Source organism: Bradyrhizobium sp. SZCCHNR1002, from assembly GCF_032381435.1.
Classification (GTDB): Bacteria; Pseudomonadota; Alphaproteobacteria; order Rhizobiales; family Xanthobacteraceae; genus Bradyrhizobium; species Bradyrhizobium aeschynomenes.
Map to the genome: position 1 here is coordinate 48,631 of NZ_JAUHIS010000005.1, position 13,296 is coordinate 61,926.

Here is a 13,296-nt window from a genome sequence, read left to right on the forward strand (position 1 = left end):
GCCGCCGTTTTCTTGAGCGTGAAGTGAGGGGCATGCTTCTCGTCGTCGAACAATTCCTGAACGGGCTGCAGTTCGGACTGCTGCTGTTCCTGCTGGCTGCCGGCCTGACGCTGGTGTTCGGCATCATGGACCTCGTCAACCTCGCCCACGGCTCGCTCTACATGATGGGCGCCTATTTCGCGGCGACCTTCGTGGCCTGGACCGGCAGCTTCGTGCTCGGCGGCGTGATGGCGCTCGGTGCCACGCTTCTGCTCGGCATCGTGCTCGAATTCACGGCACTGCGCCATCTCTATGGGCGCGACCACCTCGACCACGTGCTCGCGACCTTCGGCCTGATCCTGTTCTTCAACGAGGCCGTCCGGCTGATCTGGGGACCGGCGGGCCTCGCTCTGCCGCTGCCGTCCTGGCTCGCCTTCCCCGTCACGATCCTGCCCGGCATCCAATATCCGGCCTATCGCCTGGCCATCATCGTCGTGGCACTGCTGGTGGCGCTGCTGCTCTATCTCGGCGTCATGCGGACGCGGATCGGCATGCTGATCCGCGCCGGCGCTTCCAACCGCGAGATGATCGGCGCGCTCGGCATCAACATCAAGCTGCTCTATACGCTGGTGTTCGGGCTCGGCGCCGCGCTGGCCGGCCTCGCCGGCCTGATGCAGGCGCCGATCCTCACCGTGCAGATCGGCATGGGCGAGAACATCCTGATCCTGGCCTTCGTCGTGATCGTGATCGGCGGCATCGGCTCGATCCGCGGCGCGTTCATCGCCGCGATCATGATCGGCCTGATCGATACGATGGGCCGCGCCTTCCTGCCCAATCTGCTGCGCCAGGTGCTGAACTCGGCCTCGGCGTCCACGGCGGCGCCGGCGCTGTCCTCGATGCTGATCTATCTCCTGATGGCGATCGTGCTGGTGGCGCGGCCTGAAGGTCTGTTTCCGGCCAACCGCAGATGAAATCACAGCTCAACGTCTCATCCGTCGTCGCCGCCCTCGTGGTGGCCGGCCTGGTGCTGCTGCCGGTGTATTCGAACCTGACCGGCAACATCTTCATCCTTACGCTGTTCACCCGGATCGTGATCCTGGCCCTGTCAGCCGTCAGCCTGAACCTGATCATGGGCTATGGCGGCATGATGAGCTTCGGCCATGCCGCCTATCTCGGCATCGGCGGCTACGCCGTCGGCATCCTGGCGCAGGAGGGCATCGGCTCCGGCTGGGCTCAGTTCGCCGTCGCGATCGCGGTGTCGGCGCTGTATGCGCTGGTGATCGGCGCGCTCTCCCTGCGCACCCGCGGCGTCTACTTCATCATGATCACGCTGGCCTTTGCGCAGATGGCCTATTACGTCGCCTCGGGTCTCGCGCGCTATGGCGGCGATGACGGCCTGACCGTCTACAAGCGCAGCGATTTCGGCGGCCTGATCAATCTCGGCAATCGCGTGCAGTTCTATTATCTCTGCCTGTTCTGCCTGCTTGCCGTGGTGGCGCTGGTCTGGCGCATCGTCAATTCGCGCTTCGGCCTCGTGCTGCAGGGCCTGCGCTCCAACGAGCAGCGCATGCAGGCGATTGGCTTCCCGTCGAAGCGCTACAAGCTCGCCTGCTTCGTCATCGCCGGCATGCTGTGCGGGCTATCAGGCGCGCTGCTCGCCAACAACACCGATTTCGTCAGCCCGGCCGTGATGTACTGGACCCGTTCCGGCGATCTGATGGTGATGGTGATCCTCGGCGGCATGGGCACCCTGATGGGGCCGGTCGTCGGCTCCGTCGTGTTCCTGGTGCTGGAGGAGGTGCTGTCGCAGCTCACCGAGTATTGGGCGCTGATCATGGGGCCGCTGCTGCTCCTGATCGTGCTGTTCGGCCGCGGCGGGATCATGGGCATGCTCGGGAGGTTGAACCGTGGCTGAGCCGCTGCTTCGCGTCGACAATCTGGTGCGCCGCTTCGGCGGCATCATCGCCACCGACCACGTCTGCCTGGACGTGTCCAAGGGCGAGATCCACGCCATCATCGGGCCGAACGGCGCCGGCAAGACCACGCTGATCAGCCAGCTCACCGGCCATCTCGCGCCGCATGCCGGCCGCATCTTCCTCGGTGGCCGGGACATTTCCTCCTTCCCGGCCTACAAGCGCAGCGCTCTCGGCCTTGCGCGTTCGTTCCAGATCACCTCGCTGCTGACCGACTTCACCGCGGCCGACAATGTCGCGCTGGCGGCGCAAGCTCACGACGGCAGGCATTCGTTCCGCTTCTTCGCCAATGCGCGCAAGGAGAAGCCGCTGCGCGATGCGGCGCGTGCCGCGCTGGAGCGCGTCGGCCTCGGCCACCGCGCAGACGTGCTGGTCTCCAGGCTCAGCCATGGCGAGCAGCGCGAGCTGGAGCTGGCAGTCGCGCTCGCGACCAAGCCGCAACTGCTGCTGCTCGACGAGCCGATGGCCGGCCTCGGTGTCACCGAGTCGCAGCGGATGGTGAAGCTGCTGGCAGAGCTGCGCAATGAGGTCTCGATCGTGCTGGTGGAGCACGACATGGAGGCGGTGTTCGCGCTCGCCGACCGCATCTCGGTCCTGGTCTACGGCCGCATCATCGCCTCGGGCAAGCCGGACGAGATTCGCCAGAACGAGGAGGTCAAGCGCGCCTATCTCGGCGATCAGCATGTGGTGGTTGGCCATGGTTGATCAGAAAGACAACGGCATGCTGCTCGAGGTCGACGGCATCGAGACCTGCTATGGCCTCAGCCAGGTCCTGTTCGGCCTGTCGCTCTCGATCCGTCCGGGCGAGTTGGTCTCGCTGATGGGCCGCAACGGCATGGGCAAGACCACCACGATCCGCTCGATCATGGGCCTGACCCAGGCCCGCGCCGGCCTGATCCGCTTCAGCGGGCAGGAGACGCGCAAGCTGCCGTCCTATCGGATCGCGCAGCTCGGCATCGGGCTCGTGCCTGAGGGGCGGCAGATTTTTCCGAACCTCACCGTGACAGAGAATCTGGTGGCGGCCTCGACCAACCGGCTCGGCGCGGCCGATCCGTGGACGCTCGACAAGATCCACGGGCTTTTTCCGCGGCTCGCCGAGCGCGGCGGCAACATGGGCAATCAGCTCTCCGGCGGCGAGCAGCAGATGCTGGCGATCGGCCGCGCGCTCATGACCAATCCGAAGCTGCTGATCCTCGACGAGGCGACCGAAGGGCTGGCGCCGCTGATCCGTGAGGAGATCTGGAGCTGCCTGTCGCTGCTCAAGTCACGCGGTCAGTCGATCCTGGTGATCGACAAGAACGTCGAGCATCTCACCCGCATCTGCGACCGCCACTACATCATCGAGCGCGGCCGAACGGTGTGGAGCGGGACGTCGGAGCAGCTGATGGCCGAGCCGGAGCTGCAGCACCGTTATCTCGGGATTTGACCGCGGCGCGCCGCCGGCCGCGACGACGTGGAAGCGGATTGACCCACATCAAGATCATGTCGCGCGCGGGTGCGTAGATTTCGACAGCTGTGCTGACATGCGCTGATTTTTCGCATTGAGGCGCCGCGTGGATGGGACTATTCTTCCAGGTAGTGTTTTGTTTTGCCTTTTATCAAAGGTTGAGCAAATGCGTGCGCCTCATCTCCGATTGGAAGCACCGAGAAAAGCCGTAGCCGGTCTGCGCGGCTTCTGGTCCGATCACGCCGACCTCGAAACGGCGCTGTGCATCGCCTTCATGCTGATCGTCGGAATCATCGTCAAGCTGACGCCGCCGGCCTAGGCGCCGCCGATCGCCGCACCCGCCTTCAGCGATCGAACGGGATGTATTTCTGGTACTCCTTCGGCACGCGGCTTCGGTAGCGCGAGGGCACCGTGCCGCTGCGTAGGGAGTCCTCGACCTCCTTCCGCGTGGTCTTCGTCCGCTTCTTCGGTTTCGTCGCGGCCGCGTCGGCAGCGGGCTTCGTTTCGGCCGGCCTGGTCTCGGCCGGCTTGTCACTCGCGGCCGCGGGGGCCGGGGCGGGTGCTGCTGCCGCGGGCGAGGGATTCGGTGTCGGCGAGGGAGTTGCGGCTGGTGCGTCCGCAGCGGGGGCGCTCTGCGCACGCGCCGTTGCAGACGTCAGACCCAGAGCCAGCAGGCTTGCCACGGCGATCCCAGACAACTTGAACATGACGAAGAGACTCCAAACCACGGCCGCGGATGTGCCGGCCTGATGAGGTCGCCCGCGTGCGCCAATCGGTTCATGCTCCCCTTGCATGGCCGCTGCCCCCGCCGCCTCATCGCCCAAGATGAATCCGGGCTGCCAGCTTTTTAAGCACAGGCTGCCGTGCGCTCTGTTGAATCGCAAGCATTTTCCTCTGGCACGCGGCTTGCTGACCTCGATCGTCAGAGTTGGCAGCTAGGGTTCCGGTTCTCGATCGAGAACGCTGGTCCGAGAGCAGCCGCCAGGGGAGAGCCCTGGTGCACGGCGGGATAAAAACCCGGGAGACCTCAGTGGCCGCGCTTGGCAGGCTCGAGGTTGTGTTTGCCAGTCCGCAGGTCAAAAAACCGATGAGGGACTGGACATGTTCAAAGCGCGAAAACTGTTTGTTGCAATCCTCGCGGCATCGACGCTGGCGACCGCCTCGCTATCGCCCGCATTCGCCGAGAAGAAGAAAGAATTCAACATCGCCTGGACGATCTATGTCGGCTGGATGCCGTGGCCGTACGCCGCGGAGTCCGGGATCGTCAAGAAATGGGCCGACAAATACGGCATCTCGATCAAGGTCACCCAGATCAACGACTACGTCGAATCGATCAACCAATACACCGCCGGCAAGTTCGATGGCGTGACCGTCACCAACATGGATGCGTTGACGATCCCGGCCGCCGGCGGCGTCGATACCTCGGCCATCATCATGGGCGACTATTCCAACGGCAATGACGGCGTCGTGCTCAAGAAGGGCAAGGCCATGGCCGATATCAAGGGTCAGAAGGTCAATCTCGTCGAGCTCTCGGTGTCGCATTATCTGCTGGCGCGCGGCCTGGAGACGGCCAAGCTGACCGAAAAGGACATCAAGACGGTCAACACGTCGGATGCCGACATCGTCGCCGCCGCGAAGTCGCCGGACACGACCGCCGTCGTCACCTGGAATCCGCAGCTCCTGGAAGTCAAGGCGGAGCCCGGCGCGACGCTGGTGTTCGACTCCAGCAGGATTCCCGGCGAGATCGAGGATCTCCTGGTGGTGAATACGCAGACGCTGAAGGACAATCCGGAGCTCGGCAAGGCGCTGACGGGCATCTGGTACGAGACCATCGCGCTGATGAAGGATCAGAGCGAGAAGGGCAGGGCCGCACGTGAGGCGATGGCCAAACTCTCCGGCACCGATCTCGCGGGCTTCGAGACCCAGCTCAAGACCACCTTCATGTACTACGAGCCGAAGGACGCGCTCGCCTTCATGACCGGGCCGGAGCTGCCGAAGATCATGGATCACGTCCGCACCTTCTGCTTCGATCACAATCTGCTCGGCGAGAACGTGAAGTCGAAGGACGCGGTCGGCATCTCCACGCCGTCGAAGGCGCTGGGCTCGACGACGAACGTGAAGCTGCGGTTCGATCCGACCTACATGAAGATGGCGGCCGACGGAAAGCTCTGATCGCGTTTCCGCCGAGCAACCCGTGTCGCCCCTCACCCTGAGGAGCTTGCGTCAGCAAGCGTCTCGAAGGGTGAGGCCACAGGTGGGGCCTCATGGTTCGAGATGGCGCTGGCGCGCCTCCTCACCATGAGGAGTGAGGGAGCCATCCATGCCGCGTGCCATGAACGTCATCCCGAACCGCGGCAGCCGGCTGCTGCTGGCGTTGCTGCCGTTCCTGCTGGTCGCGCTGATCTACGTCGTCGGCTCGGCGCAGCGGCGGGCCGACAACCCCGACGACAAGCTGCTGCCGCCCGTGTCTGAGATGGTCGCGACGTCAAAGCGGCTCGCCACCGAGCCCGACCGCCGCTCTGGCGACTATGTGCTGTGGTCGGATACGGCGGCGAGCTTGCAGCGCCTCGCGCTCGGGCTCGGCATTTCCGCCGCGATCGGTCTCACGCTCGGTCTGGCGATCGGCTTGCTTCCGGTGGCCGGCGCCGGCTTCGGCACGCTGGTTGCGGTGCTGTCGATGATCCCGCCGATGGCGGTGCTGCCGGTGCTGTTCATCGTGTTCGGCCTCGGCGAGTTGTCCAAGGTGGTGCTGATCGTCATCGGCGTGACGCCCACCCTGGTGCGTGATCTCTCGCTGGAAGTGCAGAACATGCCGCGCGAGCAGCTGATCAAGGCGCAGACGCTGGGAGCCTCGACATGGCAGGTCGCGATCCGCGTGGTGCTGCCGCAGATCATGCCGCGTCTGATCCAGGGCCTTCGGCTGATGATCGGCCCCGCCTTCCTGTTCCTGATCTCGGCGGAGGCCATCGCCTCCGATGTCGGCCTCGGCTATCGCATCTTCCTCGTTCGCCGCTATCTGTCGATGGACGTGATCCTGCCCTATGTCGTCTGGATCACCCTGCTCGCCTACGTCTTCGACTACGCGCTGGTCTGGTTCGGCCGGCGTGCCTTCCCTTGGGCCTACGCGCAAGGGAGCCGCTGATGAGCACGCTGTCCTTCCGCAACGTTTGGGTCGAATACGGCAACCAGGTCGTGCTCGAGCGCATTAATCTCGAGATCGCCTCCGGCACCTTCCTCTCGATCGTCGGTCCCTCCGGCGCCGGCAAGAGCACGTTCCTGCGGCTGATCCTCGGCCAGGAGAAACCGAGCCAGGGCGCGGTACTGCTCGACGGCCAGCCGTTTCCGGCCGAGCCCGGTCCGGACCGCGGCATCGTGTTCCAGCGCTATTCGGTGTTCCCGCATCTCACCGTGCTCGGCAATGTGCTGCTCGGCTATGAGCTTGCCGCCAGCCCGCTCACGGCGCGGCTGTTCGGGACGGCGCGCAAGGAGGCGATGGAGAAAAGCCGCGCGCTGATCGAGGCGGTCGGTCTCGGGCCTCACGCCGACAAATATCCGAGCGCGCTGTCCGGCGGCATGCAGCAGCGGCTTGCGATCGCGCAGGCGCTTGCAAAGCAGCCGCGCGTATTGCTGCTCGATGAGCCCTTCGGTGCGCTGGATCCCGGCACCCGGGCGCAGATGCATGCGCTGATCAAGCCGCTGTGGCGCGAGCACAACATGACCATCGTGATGGTCACGCACGACATCAAGGAGGCATTCGGCCTCGCGACGCGGCTGATCGCGCTCGACCGTCCGCGCAAGGACCCGCAGGCGCCGGAGCGTTTCGGCGCGCGCATCACCTACGATCTCGATCTCACCCGCGACAGCGCCGTGCCGGTGCTCGGCTTCATCCGCGCCAGCGTCCAGGCGGCGCAATAACACCCAGAAGAAACGAAGGAGAATTTCATGTCATTCCCCGCCATGCGGCGCACCCGCCGTGCCGGCTTGCAGCCGCAGCGCCAGACCTTGCGCCGGCACCATCCGGACTTCGACAAGATGGCCACGCAGGGCTGGCAGGCGCTGGAAGCCGAGGGCAAGCTGCCGACGAACGGCTGGCGCAAGGAGCGGCAATGGGCGCTCGATATGGGCCTGCCGGGCGCCGACACCCTGACCGATCGCGACATCCCGACGTTTGCGCGCGGCGAGCTGCCGCATTTCGCGGGGATCAACACCTTCATGAAGGCGCCCTATGTCGAGAACGTCCGCGACGTCGGCAAATACGACGCCGCCGTGATCGGCATTCCCTTCGATTCCGGCACCACCTATCGCCCCGGCACCCGCTTCGGGCCGCAGGGTATCCGCCGCATCTCCGCGCTCTACACGCCTTACAATTACGAGCTCGGCGTCGACCTGCGTGAGCAGATGACCCTGTGCGATGCCGGCGACGTCTTCACCATTCCCGCCAATCTGGAAAAGAGCTTCGACCAGATCAGCCGCGGCGTCGCGCATGTGGCCTCGTCCGGCGCGCTGCCGATCATGCTCGGCGGCGACCATTCGATCGGCTTCCCTTGCGTGCGCGGCATCGCGCAGTGCACCGACAAGAAGATCGGCATCATCCATTTCGACCGCCACATCGACATCCAGGAGAAGGATCTCGACGAGCGCATGCACACCACGCCCTGGTACTGGGCGACCAACCTGCCGAACGTGTCCCCGACCAATCTGGTGCAGCTCGGCATCGGCGGCTGGCAGGTGCCGCGCGAGGGCGTCGAGGTCGCGCGCAAGCGCAACACCAACGTGCTGACCATCGCCGACATCGAGAAGATCGGCCTGGAGAAGACCGCCGAGATCGCGCTGGAGCTGGCGTGGAAGGATGCCGACGCCGTCTACATCTCGTTCGACGTCGACTCCATCGATTGCGGCTTCGTGCCGGGTACCGGCTGGCCGGAGCCGGGCGGCTTCCTGCCGCGCGAGGCGCTGAAGCTGCTCGGGCTCGTCGCCGCCGAGGGCCTGTGCGGCCTCGAAGTGGTGGAAGTCTCGCCGCCCTACGACACCTCCGACATCACCGCGCTGATCGGCGTGCGCGTCGTGGTCGAGGCGCTGGGCTCGATGGTTGCCCACGGCAAGCTCGGCAGCCACAAGCATATCATCAACAAGCCGGTCAGCTACTGAGGTCCGCGATGCGCCATCATCACCACCATCACGGCCATCATCATGACCATCACCACGATCATGGTCATGACCATCATCACGATCATCCGCCGCACGGCCCCGGCCACAACCATCCGCACGGCCACCGCTCCCCGGTGCAGTGGCAGACGCCGCATCAGCCGGAAGGCGCCAAGCCCGCGCCGGTGGTCGAGCCCGATCTCGACAAGGTCGAAGCCGCTTTCGTCGACGGCTTCATCGCGGCCCCCGATCCGACCAGCTTCCTGCGGCTCGCGCGCATCCCGTTCGAGATTCTGCGCGAGGACGAGAGCCTGAAGCTGCTACGCGTCGAGATCGACGCGCTGACCGATGTCGGCAGCCTGACGCCGCATCTCGGCGGCAGCACCTTCCGATACGATCCCTTGCCGTCGAACTTCATCTCCCGCCGTCGCCGCCTGCGCTTCATCTATTTTGATGGCGCAGGCCTGACGCCGCTGACCTATGCGGAGCTGCGTGGGATCGAAGGGCAGGGCTGATTCTCGCTCATCGTTCTCCTATTCGGCCGGTCTTGCTTGCGCGAGACCGGCCGTTGTCGTTGGATCGTCTCTCAATCAGTGGGCGAACCGGCTGGGGGAGCAGACGATGGCGAACGGGCATGAGCAAGAGAGTGGCGCGGATTTCGTCGCGCACACGCTGAACGACGCGCTGCGCTGGAGCGGCCGGGGGCAGAAGCTATGGAGCTTCGCCAATCACGGCTCCACCGTGTGCGTCGTGGTGTTCAGCGCCACCGCCGCGGTGCTGTCGCAGACCAGCAGCGCCATTGCCGGCCTTGACCCGAAGACCGTCGCGACGGTGCTGTCGCTGTGCGTCACGATCATCTCGACCGTGCAGTCAAAGCTCGGCTTCGAGCGCAAATGGGTCGCCAACCGGCTGACCCACAGCGCGCTCAGTCGCCTGCTGCTCGACGAGAGGACCGGCGCCGACGTGCAGGACACCAAGGAGAAGCTGAAGACGATTCTCGAAGCCCACGATCGCGCGATCGCCGCGACCGGCGGGTAGCTCACCCCCGCGCGAACATCCGGGCTTCGTTGGCAATGACCGGCTTCACCGCCTCGCCGAGCCGCGCGGCGGCCGCGTCCACCGTCAGCCCGGCCGTATCCACCACCGCATTCGCCCGCGCATACAGCGGCTCGCGGCTGGCGAGAATGTTGCGCAGCTCGGCCATCGCGGAGCGGTCGTCGGCCATCGGCCGCAGGTCGCCCTGCTTGCGCACGCGCCCCATGTGCTCCTCCGGCTCGGCCTTGAGCCAGATCGTGTAGAACGCATTCAGGATCAGGTCGAAGGTCACCGGCTCTGAGACGATGCCGCCGCCGGTCGCCAGCACCATCAGCTCCTTCCGCGCGAGCAACTGCACCAGCGCCGCCTGCTCCATGCGGCGAAAGCCTTCCTGGCCGTAGAGGGCGATGATCTCGGCGACCGAGAGCCCATTCTGCCGCTCGATCTCCTTGTTGAGCTCGACGAAGCTCCAGCCGATCCGCTCCGCCAGCATCCGGCCCAGCGTCGACTTGCCGGCGCCGCGCAGCCCGATCAGCGCAATGCCGGAGAACGTCCGCCGCAGCGGCGCCGAGGCTCCGCCGGCGAGCAGCTCCTTGACCTGCGCGATCTGGCTCGGGCTCGCCTTCTTCAGGAGATCGCGGATGACCGGCCAGTCCGGCGACGGCTCGCCGCCGGGAATGATGTCGTCGAGCGGTGCGTTGATGGCGTTTGCGATGCGGCGCAGCAGCACGATCGAGACGTTGCCTTTGCCGCTTTCGAGCTGGGCGATGTAGCGCTCGGAAATGCCGGAGACCTCGGCCAGCACCTTGCGCGACATGCCGGCAAGGCCGCGCATCCGCCGCACCCGCTGGCCCAGCTGGTCGAGGAAATCGGTCTCGGCTGCGGATTGGCCGTCGCGCGGGGCGTCGCTGTCTGGCGTCATATCCCTGAGGTACTCTTTTGACTAGGAAACATAATGCCGAGGAGGATTGACAGCAAGCGATGTTGGTGGCCTTCTATGAATTATAATTCAAAAATCGGGGGAGGAACGCCGTGAAGTCGTACAATGCGGTGTCGTGGTTGCTCGACCGCAATGTCGAGGCGGGACGTGGCGACAAGCTCGCCTACACGGACACGGTCTCCGAGCTGACCTATCGCGGCCTGCAGCTTAGGACCTGCCGCGTCGCCAATCTGCTGCGCCGCCTCGGCGTCCGCCGCGAGGAGCGCGTGGCGATGATCATGCTCGACACGGTGGATTTTCCCGCGGTGTTCCTCGGCGCGATGCGCGCCGGTATCGTGCCGGTGCCGCTGAACACGCTGCTGACCTCGGAGCAATACGCCTATGTGCTGGCCGACTGCCGCGCCCGCGTGCTGTTCGTCTCCGAGGCGCTGTATCCTGTGGTCAAAGACATCGTCGGGCGGATGCCCGATCTCGACTGCGTGGTCGTCTCCGGCAGCAACGCGTTCGGCCACAAGCTGCTGTCCGAAGAGCTCGCGCGCGAGAGCGATCAGTTCGACACCGTCGCCACCCACGAGGACGAGCCGGCGTTCTGGCTGTATTCGTCCGGCTCGACCGGCATGCCCAAGGGCGTACGCCATCTGCATGGCAATCTCGCCGCAACGGCAGAGACCTACGCCAGCCAGGTGCTCGGCATCCGCGAGAACGACGTCTGCCTGTCCGCCGCCAAGCTGTTCTTTGCCTATGGCCTCGGCAACGCGCTGACATTCCCGCTGTCGGTCGGCGCCACCACGATCCTCAACTCCGAGCGCCCGACGCCGGCTTTGATGTTCAAGCTGCTCAACCGCTTCAACCCGACCATCTTCTACGGCGTGCCCACGCTGTTCGCGGCGATGCTGCACGACGAGTCGCTGCGCCACGAGAAGGCGGGTAGCGCCTTGCGCATCTGCACCTCGGCCGGCGAGGCGCTGCCGGAATCGGTCGGCAATGCCTGGAAGGCGCGCTTCGGCGTCGACATTCTCGACGGCGTCGGCTCCACCGAATTGCTGCACATCTTTCTGTCGAACGCGCCGGGCGACATCAAGTACGGCTCTTCGGGGCGTCCCGTGCCGGGCTATCAGGTCCGCCTCGTCAACGAGGCCGGGCAGGACGTGCCGGACGGCGAGGTCGGCGAGATGCTGGTGCATGCGCCCTCGGCCGGCGAGGGCTACTGGAATCAGCGCCACAAGACCCGTTCGACCTTCGAGGGCTACTGGACGCGCACCGGCGACAAATACGTCCGCGACGCCGAGGGCCGCTACACCTTCTGCGGCCGCTCCGACGACATGTTCAAGGTCTCCGGCATCTGGGTGTCGCCGTTCGAGGTCGAGAGCGCGCTGATCACGCATCCCTCGGTGCTGGAAGCCGCGGTCGTGCCGGAAGCCGATGGGGAAGGACTGCTGAAGCCGAAGGCCTATGTCGTGCTGCGCCCGAGCGTCGATCGCGCGACATTGCACGAGGCGCTGAAGGATCACGTCAAGCAGAAGATCGGCCCGTGGAAATATCCGCGCTGGATCGAGGTGGTGGACTCCTTGCCGAAAACCGCCACCGGCAAGATCCAGCGCTTCAAGCTCCGCGAGGGAGCTAATTAGCTCGCGCTCCAGCCCAGGCGACGCTGCGCTCCCTCTCCCCGTTCTTCACGGGGAGAGGGTTGGGGTGAGGGGCAGCCGCACGAGTGGTGCGAGTTGTCACTCTGCGGCAGTTGCGGGCACCGACCGCGCGGAGAGCCCCCCTCACCCGGATGGCATCTGGCGATGCCATCCGGCCTCTCCCCGCGCGCGGGGAGAGGCCGAGACCGAGCGTGCCGACGGGCATCTCACAACACTGAATTCAGCGTGGAGATCGCGATGACCCTGCCTGCATCTGGCTTCCTCGCCATCGACGGCGCCTCACTCGAATATTGCTTGATCGGCCCGCAGCCGTCCGATGCTCCGTGCATCGTGCTGCTGCACGAGGGCCTCGGCTCGGTCGGCCTGTGGGGCGATTTCCCCGACAAGCTCCAGCAAGCCACCGGCACGTCGGTGTTCGCCTATTCCCGCGCCGGCTACGGCGCCTCCAGCGCCGTGCGCCTGCCGCGTCCGCTCGACTACATGCAGCGCGAGGCGCGCGACGTGCTGCCGAAGCTGCTCGATGCGATCGGCTTTCGGCGCGGCCTTCTCGTCGGCCATTCCGATGGCGCGTCGATCGCGGCAATCTATGCCGGCAGCCGCGCCGATCATCGCCTCGACGGCATCGTGCTGATCGCCCCCCATGTCGTCGTCGAGGACGTCTCGGTGGCGTCCATCGCCGCGATCAAGACGGCCTACGAAACCACTGAGCTGCGCGCCAAGCTCGCGCGCTGGCACAAGGACGTCGACAACGCGTTTCATGGCTGGAACGGCGCCTGGCTCGATCCGGCGTTCCGCGCCTGGGATATCACCGGCGATCTCGCCTACATCCGCGTCCCCGTGGCCGTGATCCAGGGCGTCGACGATCAGTACGGCACCGTCCGCCAGGTCGAGATCATCCAGGAGGAGTGCTATTGCCCGGTCGAGGTCGCGATGCTGCCCAAGACCGGCCATTCCCCGCATCGCGAGGCGCCCGAGGCGACCTTGCGGGTCATCGCCGAATTCGCGGCCGCCACCCTGCCGGCGCCGGGCTCATGAACATGAAATAAAATGCATGTTTAGTCTTTTTGGCGTAGACGTCAGCCAGAACATGCATTATTTTACATCTCAACGATAAAGCACTCCAACGTAAGG

Annotated in this window: 15 protein-coding genes and 1 riboswitch; of the genes, 13 read left to right on the forward strand and 2 right to left on the reverse strand. The window is 65.5% G+C overall.

Annotated elements, in window-relative coordinates:
- Positions 1-32 precede the first annotated feature (32 nt).
- The 5 genes from QX108_RS22890 to QX108_RS22910 all read left to right on the forward strand — a co-directional run bounded on the left by QX108_RS22890 (position 33) and on the right by QX108_RS22910 (position 3,718).
- A complete protein-coding gene (locus QX108_RS22890; RefSeq protein ID WP_172110320.1) occupies positions 33-950 on the forward strand; it encodes a branched-chain amino acid ABC transporter permease in 918 nt (305 codons plus the stop codon).
- Positions 947-1,894, forward strand: a complete 948-nt coding sequence (locus QX108_RS22895; protein WP_315722523.1) for a branched-chain amino acid ABC transporter permease — start codon at positions 947-949, stop codon at positions 1,892-1,894. The genes QX108_RS22890 and QX108_RS22895 overlap by 4 nt, the downstream gene beginning before the upstream one ends.
- Positions 1,887-2,657: an ABC transporter ATP-binding protein gene (locus tag QX108_RS22900; RefSeq protein WP_315722521.1), complete on the forward strand. Its 771-nt coding sequence runs from the start codon at positions 1,887-1,889 to the stop codon at positions 2,655-2,657. Before QX108_RS22895 ends, QX108_RS22900 begins: the two co-directional genes overlap by 8 nt.
- 16 nt (positions 2,658-2,673) lie before the next feature.
- Positions 2,674-3,378 (forward strand): ABC transporter ATP-binding protein, encoded by a 705-nt coding sequence (locus QX108_RS22905; RefSeq protein ID WP_315783539.1) that lies wholly within the window; start codon positions 2,674-2,676, stop codon positions 3,376-3,378.
- 187 nt (positions 3,379-3,565) lie between these two features.
- Positions 3,566-3,718, forward strand: a complete 153-nt coding sequence (locus tag QX108_RS22910; RefSeq protein ID WP_315783001.1) for a transporter — start codon at positions 3,566-3,568, stop codon at positions 3,716-3,718.
- Positions 3,719-3,743: 25 nt separating this feature from the next.
- Here QX108_RS22910 and QX108_RS22915 read toward each other — a convergent pair whose 3' ends face one another.
- Positions 3,744-4,106 (reverse strand): hypothetical protein, encoded by a 363-nt coding sequence (locus QX108_RS22915; RefSeq protein ID WP_315783003.1) that lies wholly within the window; start codon positions 4,104-4,106, stop codon positions 3,744-3,746.
- Between the two features lie 217 nt (positions 4,107-4,323).
- Positions 4,324-4,425, forward strand: a riboswitch (guanidine-I (ykkC/yxkD leader).
- 75 nt (positions 4,426-4,500) lie between these two features.
- Between QX108_RS22915 and QX108_RS22920 the strand changes: the two genes are divergently transcribed.
- From QX108_RS22920 to QX108_RS22945, 6 genes are all read left to right on the forward strand, one after another.
- Entirely contained in the window at positions 4,501-5,571 is a 1,071-nt protein-coding gene (locus tag QX108_RS22920; protein ID WP_315783005.1) for a putative urea ABC transporter substrate-binding protein, read from the forward strand.
- Positions 5,572-5,719: 148 nt separating this feature from the next.
- Positions 5,720-6,541, forward strand: a complete 822-nt coding sequence (locus tag QX108_RS22925; protein ID WP_315783007.1) for an ABC transporter permease — start codon at positions 5,720-5,722, stop codon at positions 6,539-6,541.
- Entirely contained in the window at positions 6,541-7,314 is a 774-nt protein-coding gene (locus QX108_RS22930; RefSeq protein ID WP_315783009.1) for an ABC transporter ATP-binding protein, read from the forward strand. The genes QX108_RS22925 and QX108_RS22930 overlap by 1 nt, the downstream gene beginning before the upstream one ends.
- A gap of 27 nt (positions 7,315-7,341) precedes the next feature.
- Positions 7,342-8,547: an agmatinase family protein gene (locus QX108_RS22935; protein WP_315783011.1), complete on the forward strand. Its 1,206-nt coding sequence runs from the start codon at positions 7,342-7,344 to the stop codon at positions 8,545-8,547.
- Positions 8,548-8,681: 134 nt separating this feature from the next.
- Entirely contained in the window at positions 8,682-9,059 is a 378-nt protein-coding gene (locus QX108_RS22940) for a hypothetical protein (RefSeq protein WP_315783541.1), read from the forward strand.
- Between the two features lie 106 nt (positions 9,060-9,165).
- Positions 9,166-9,582 carry a DUF4231 domain-containing protein gene (locus tag QX108_RS22945; protein WP_315783012.1) on the forward strand — a complete coding sequence of 139 codons (417 nt, stop codon included), beginning with the start codon at positions 9,166-9,168 and terminating at the stop codon, positions 9,580-9,582.
- 1 nt (position 9,583) lies between these two features.
- On the opposite strand, the gene QX108_RS22950 is transcribed toward QX108_RS22945, so the two are convergent.
- Entirely contained in the window at positions 9,584-10,501 is a 918-nt protein-coding gene (locus QX108_RS22950; RefSeq protein ID WP_315783014.1) for a helix-turn-helix transcriptional regulator, read from the reverse strand.
- 128 nt (positions 10,502-10,629) lie between these two features.
- On the opposite strand from QX108_RS22950, the gene QX108_RS22955 reads away from it, so the two are divergent.
- Positions 10,630-12,147: a benzoate-CoA ligase family protein gene (locus tag QX108_RS22955; protein WP_315783543.1), complete on the forward strand. Its 1,518-nt coding sequence runs from the start codon at positions 10,630-10,632 to the stop codon at positions 12,145-12,147.
- A 255-nt stretch (positions 12,148-12,402) separates the two neighbouring features.
- Positions 12,403-13,200, forward strand: a complete 798-nt coding sequence (locus QX108_RS22960; protein WP_315783016.1) for an alpha/beta hydrolase — start codon at positions 12,403-12,405, stop codon at positions 13,198-13,200.
- Positions 13,201-13,296 lie beyond the last annotated feature (96 nt).

What these genes read in the sequence shown, in the direction of transcription:
- QX108_RS22890 (WP_172110320.1), top strand. Translation starts at nt 33, where the DNA reads ATGCTTCTCGTCGTCGAACAATTCCTGAACGGGCTGCAGTTCGGACTG.
- QX108_RS22895 (WP_315722523.1), top strand. Translation starts at nt 947, where the DNA reads ATGAAATCACAGCTCAACGTCTCATCCGTCGTCGCCGCCCTCGTGGTG.
- QX108_RS22905 (WP_315783539.1), top strand. Translation starts at nt 2,674, where the DNA reads ATGCTGCTCGAGGTCGACGGCATCGAGACCTGCTATGGCCTCAGCCAG.
- QX108_RS22910 (WP_315783001.1), top strand. Translation starts at nt 3,566, where the DNA reads ATGCGTGCGCCTCATCTCCGATTGGAAGCACCGAGAAAAGCCGTAGCC.
- QX108_RS22915 (WP_315783003.1), bottom strand. Translation starts at nt 4,106, where the DNA reads ATGTTCAAGTTGTCTGGGATCGCCGTGGCAAGCCTGCTGGCTCTGGGT.
- QX108_RS22920 (WP_315783005.1), top strand. Translation starts at nt 4,501, where the DNA reads ATGTTCAAAGCGCGAAAACTGTTTGTTGCAATCCTCGCGGCATCGACG.
- QX108_RS22925 (WP_315783007.1), top strand. Translation starts at nt 5,720, where the DNA reads ATGCCGCGTGCCATGAACGTCATCCCGAACCGCGGCAGCCGGCTGCTG.
- QX108_RS22930 (WP_315783009.1), top strand. Translation starts at nt 6,541, where the DNA reads ATGAGCACGCTGTCCTTCCGCAACGTTTGGGTCGAATACGGCAACCAG.
- QX108_RS22935 (WP_315783011.1), top strand. Translation starts at nt 7,342, where the DNA reads ATGTCATTCCCCGCCATGCGGCGCACCCGCCGTGCCGGCTTGCAGCCG.
- QX108_RS22945 (WP_315783012.1), top strand. Translation starts at nt 9,166, where the DNA reads ATGGCGAACGGGCATGAGCAAGAGAGTGGCGCGGATTTCGTCGCGCAC.
- QX108_RS22950 (WP_315783014.1), bottom strand. Translation starts at nt 10,501, where the DNA reads ATGACGCCAGACAGCGACGCCCCGCGCGACGGCCAATCCGCAGCCGAG.
- QX108_RS22960 (WP_315783016.1), top strand. Translation starts at nt 12,403, where the DNA reads ATGACCCTGCCTGCATCTGGCTTCCTCGCCATCGACGGCGCCTCACTC.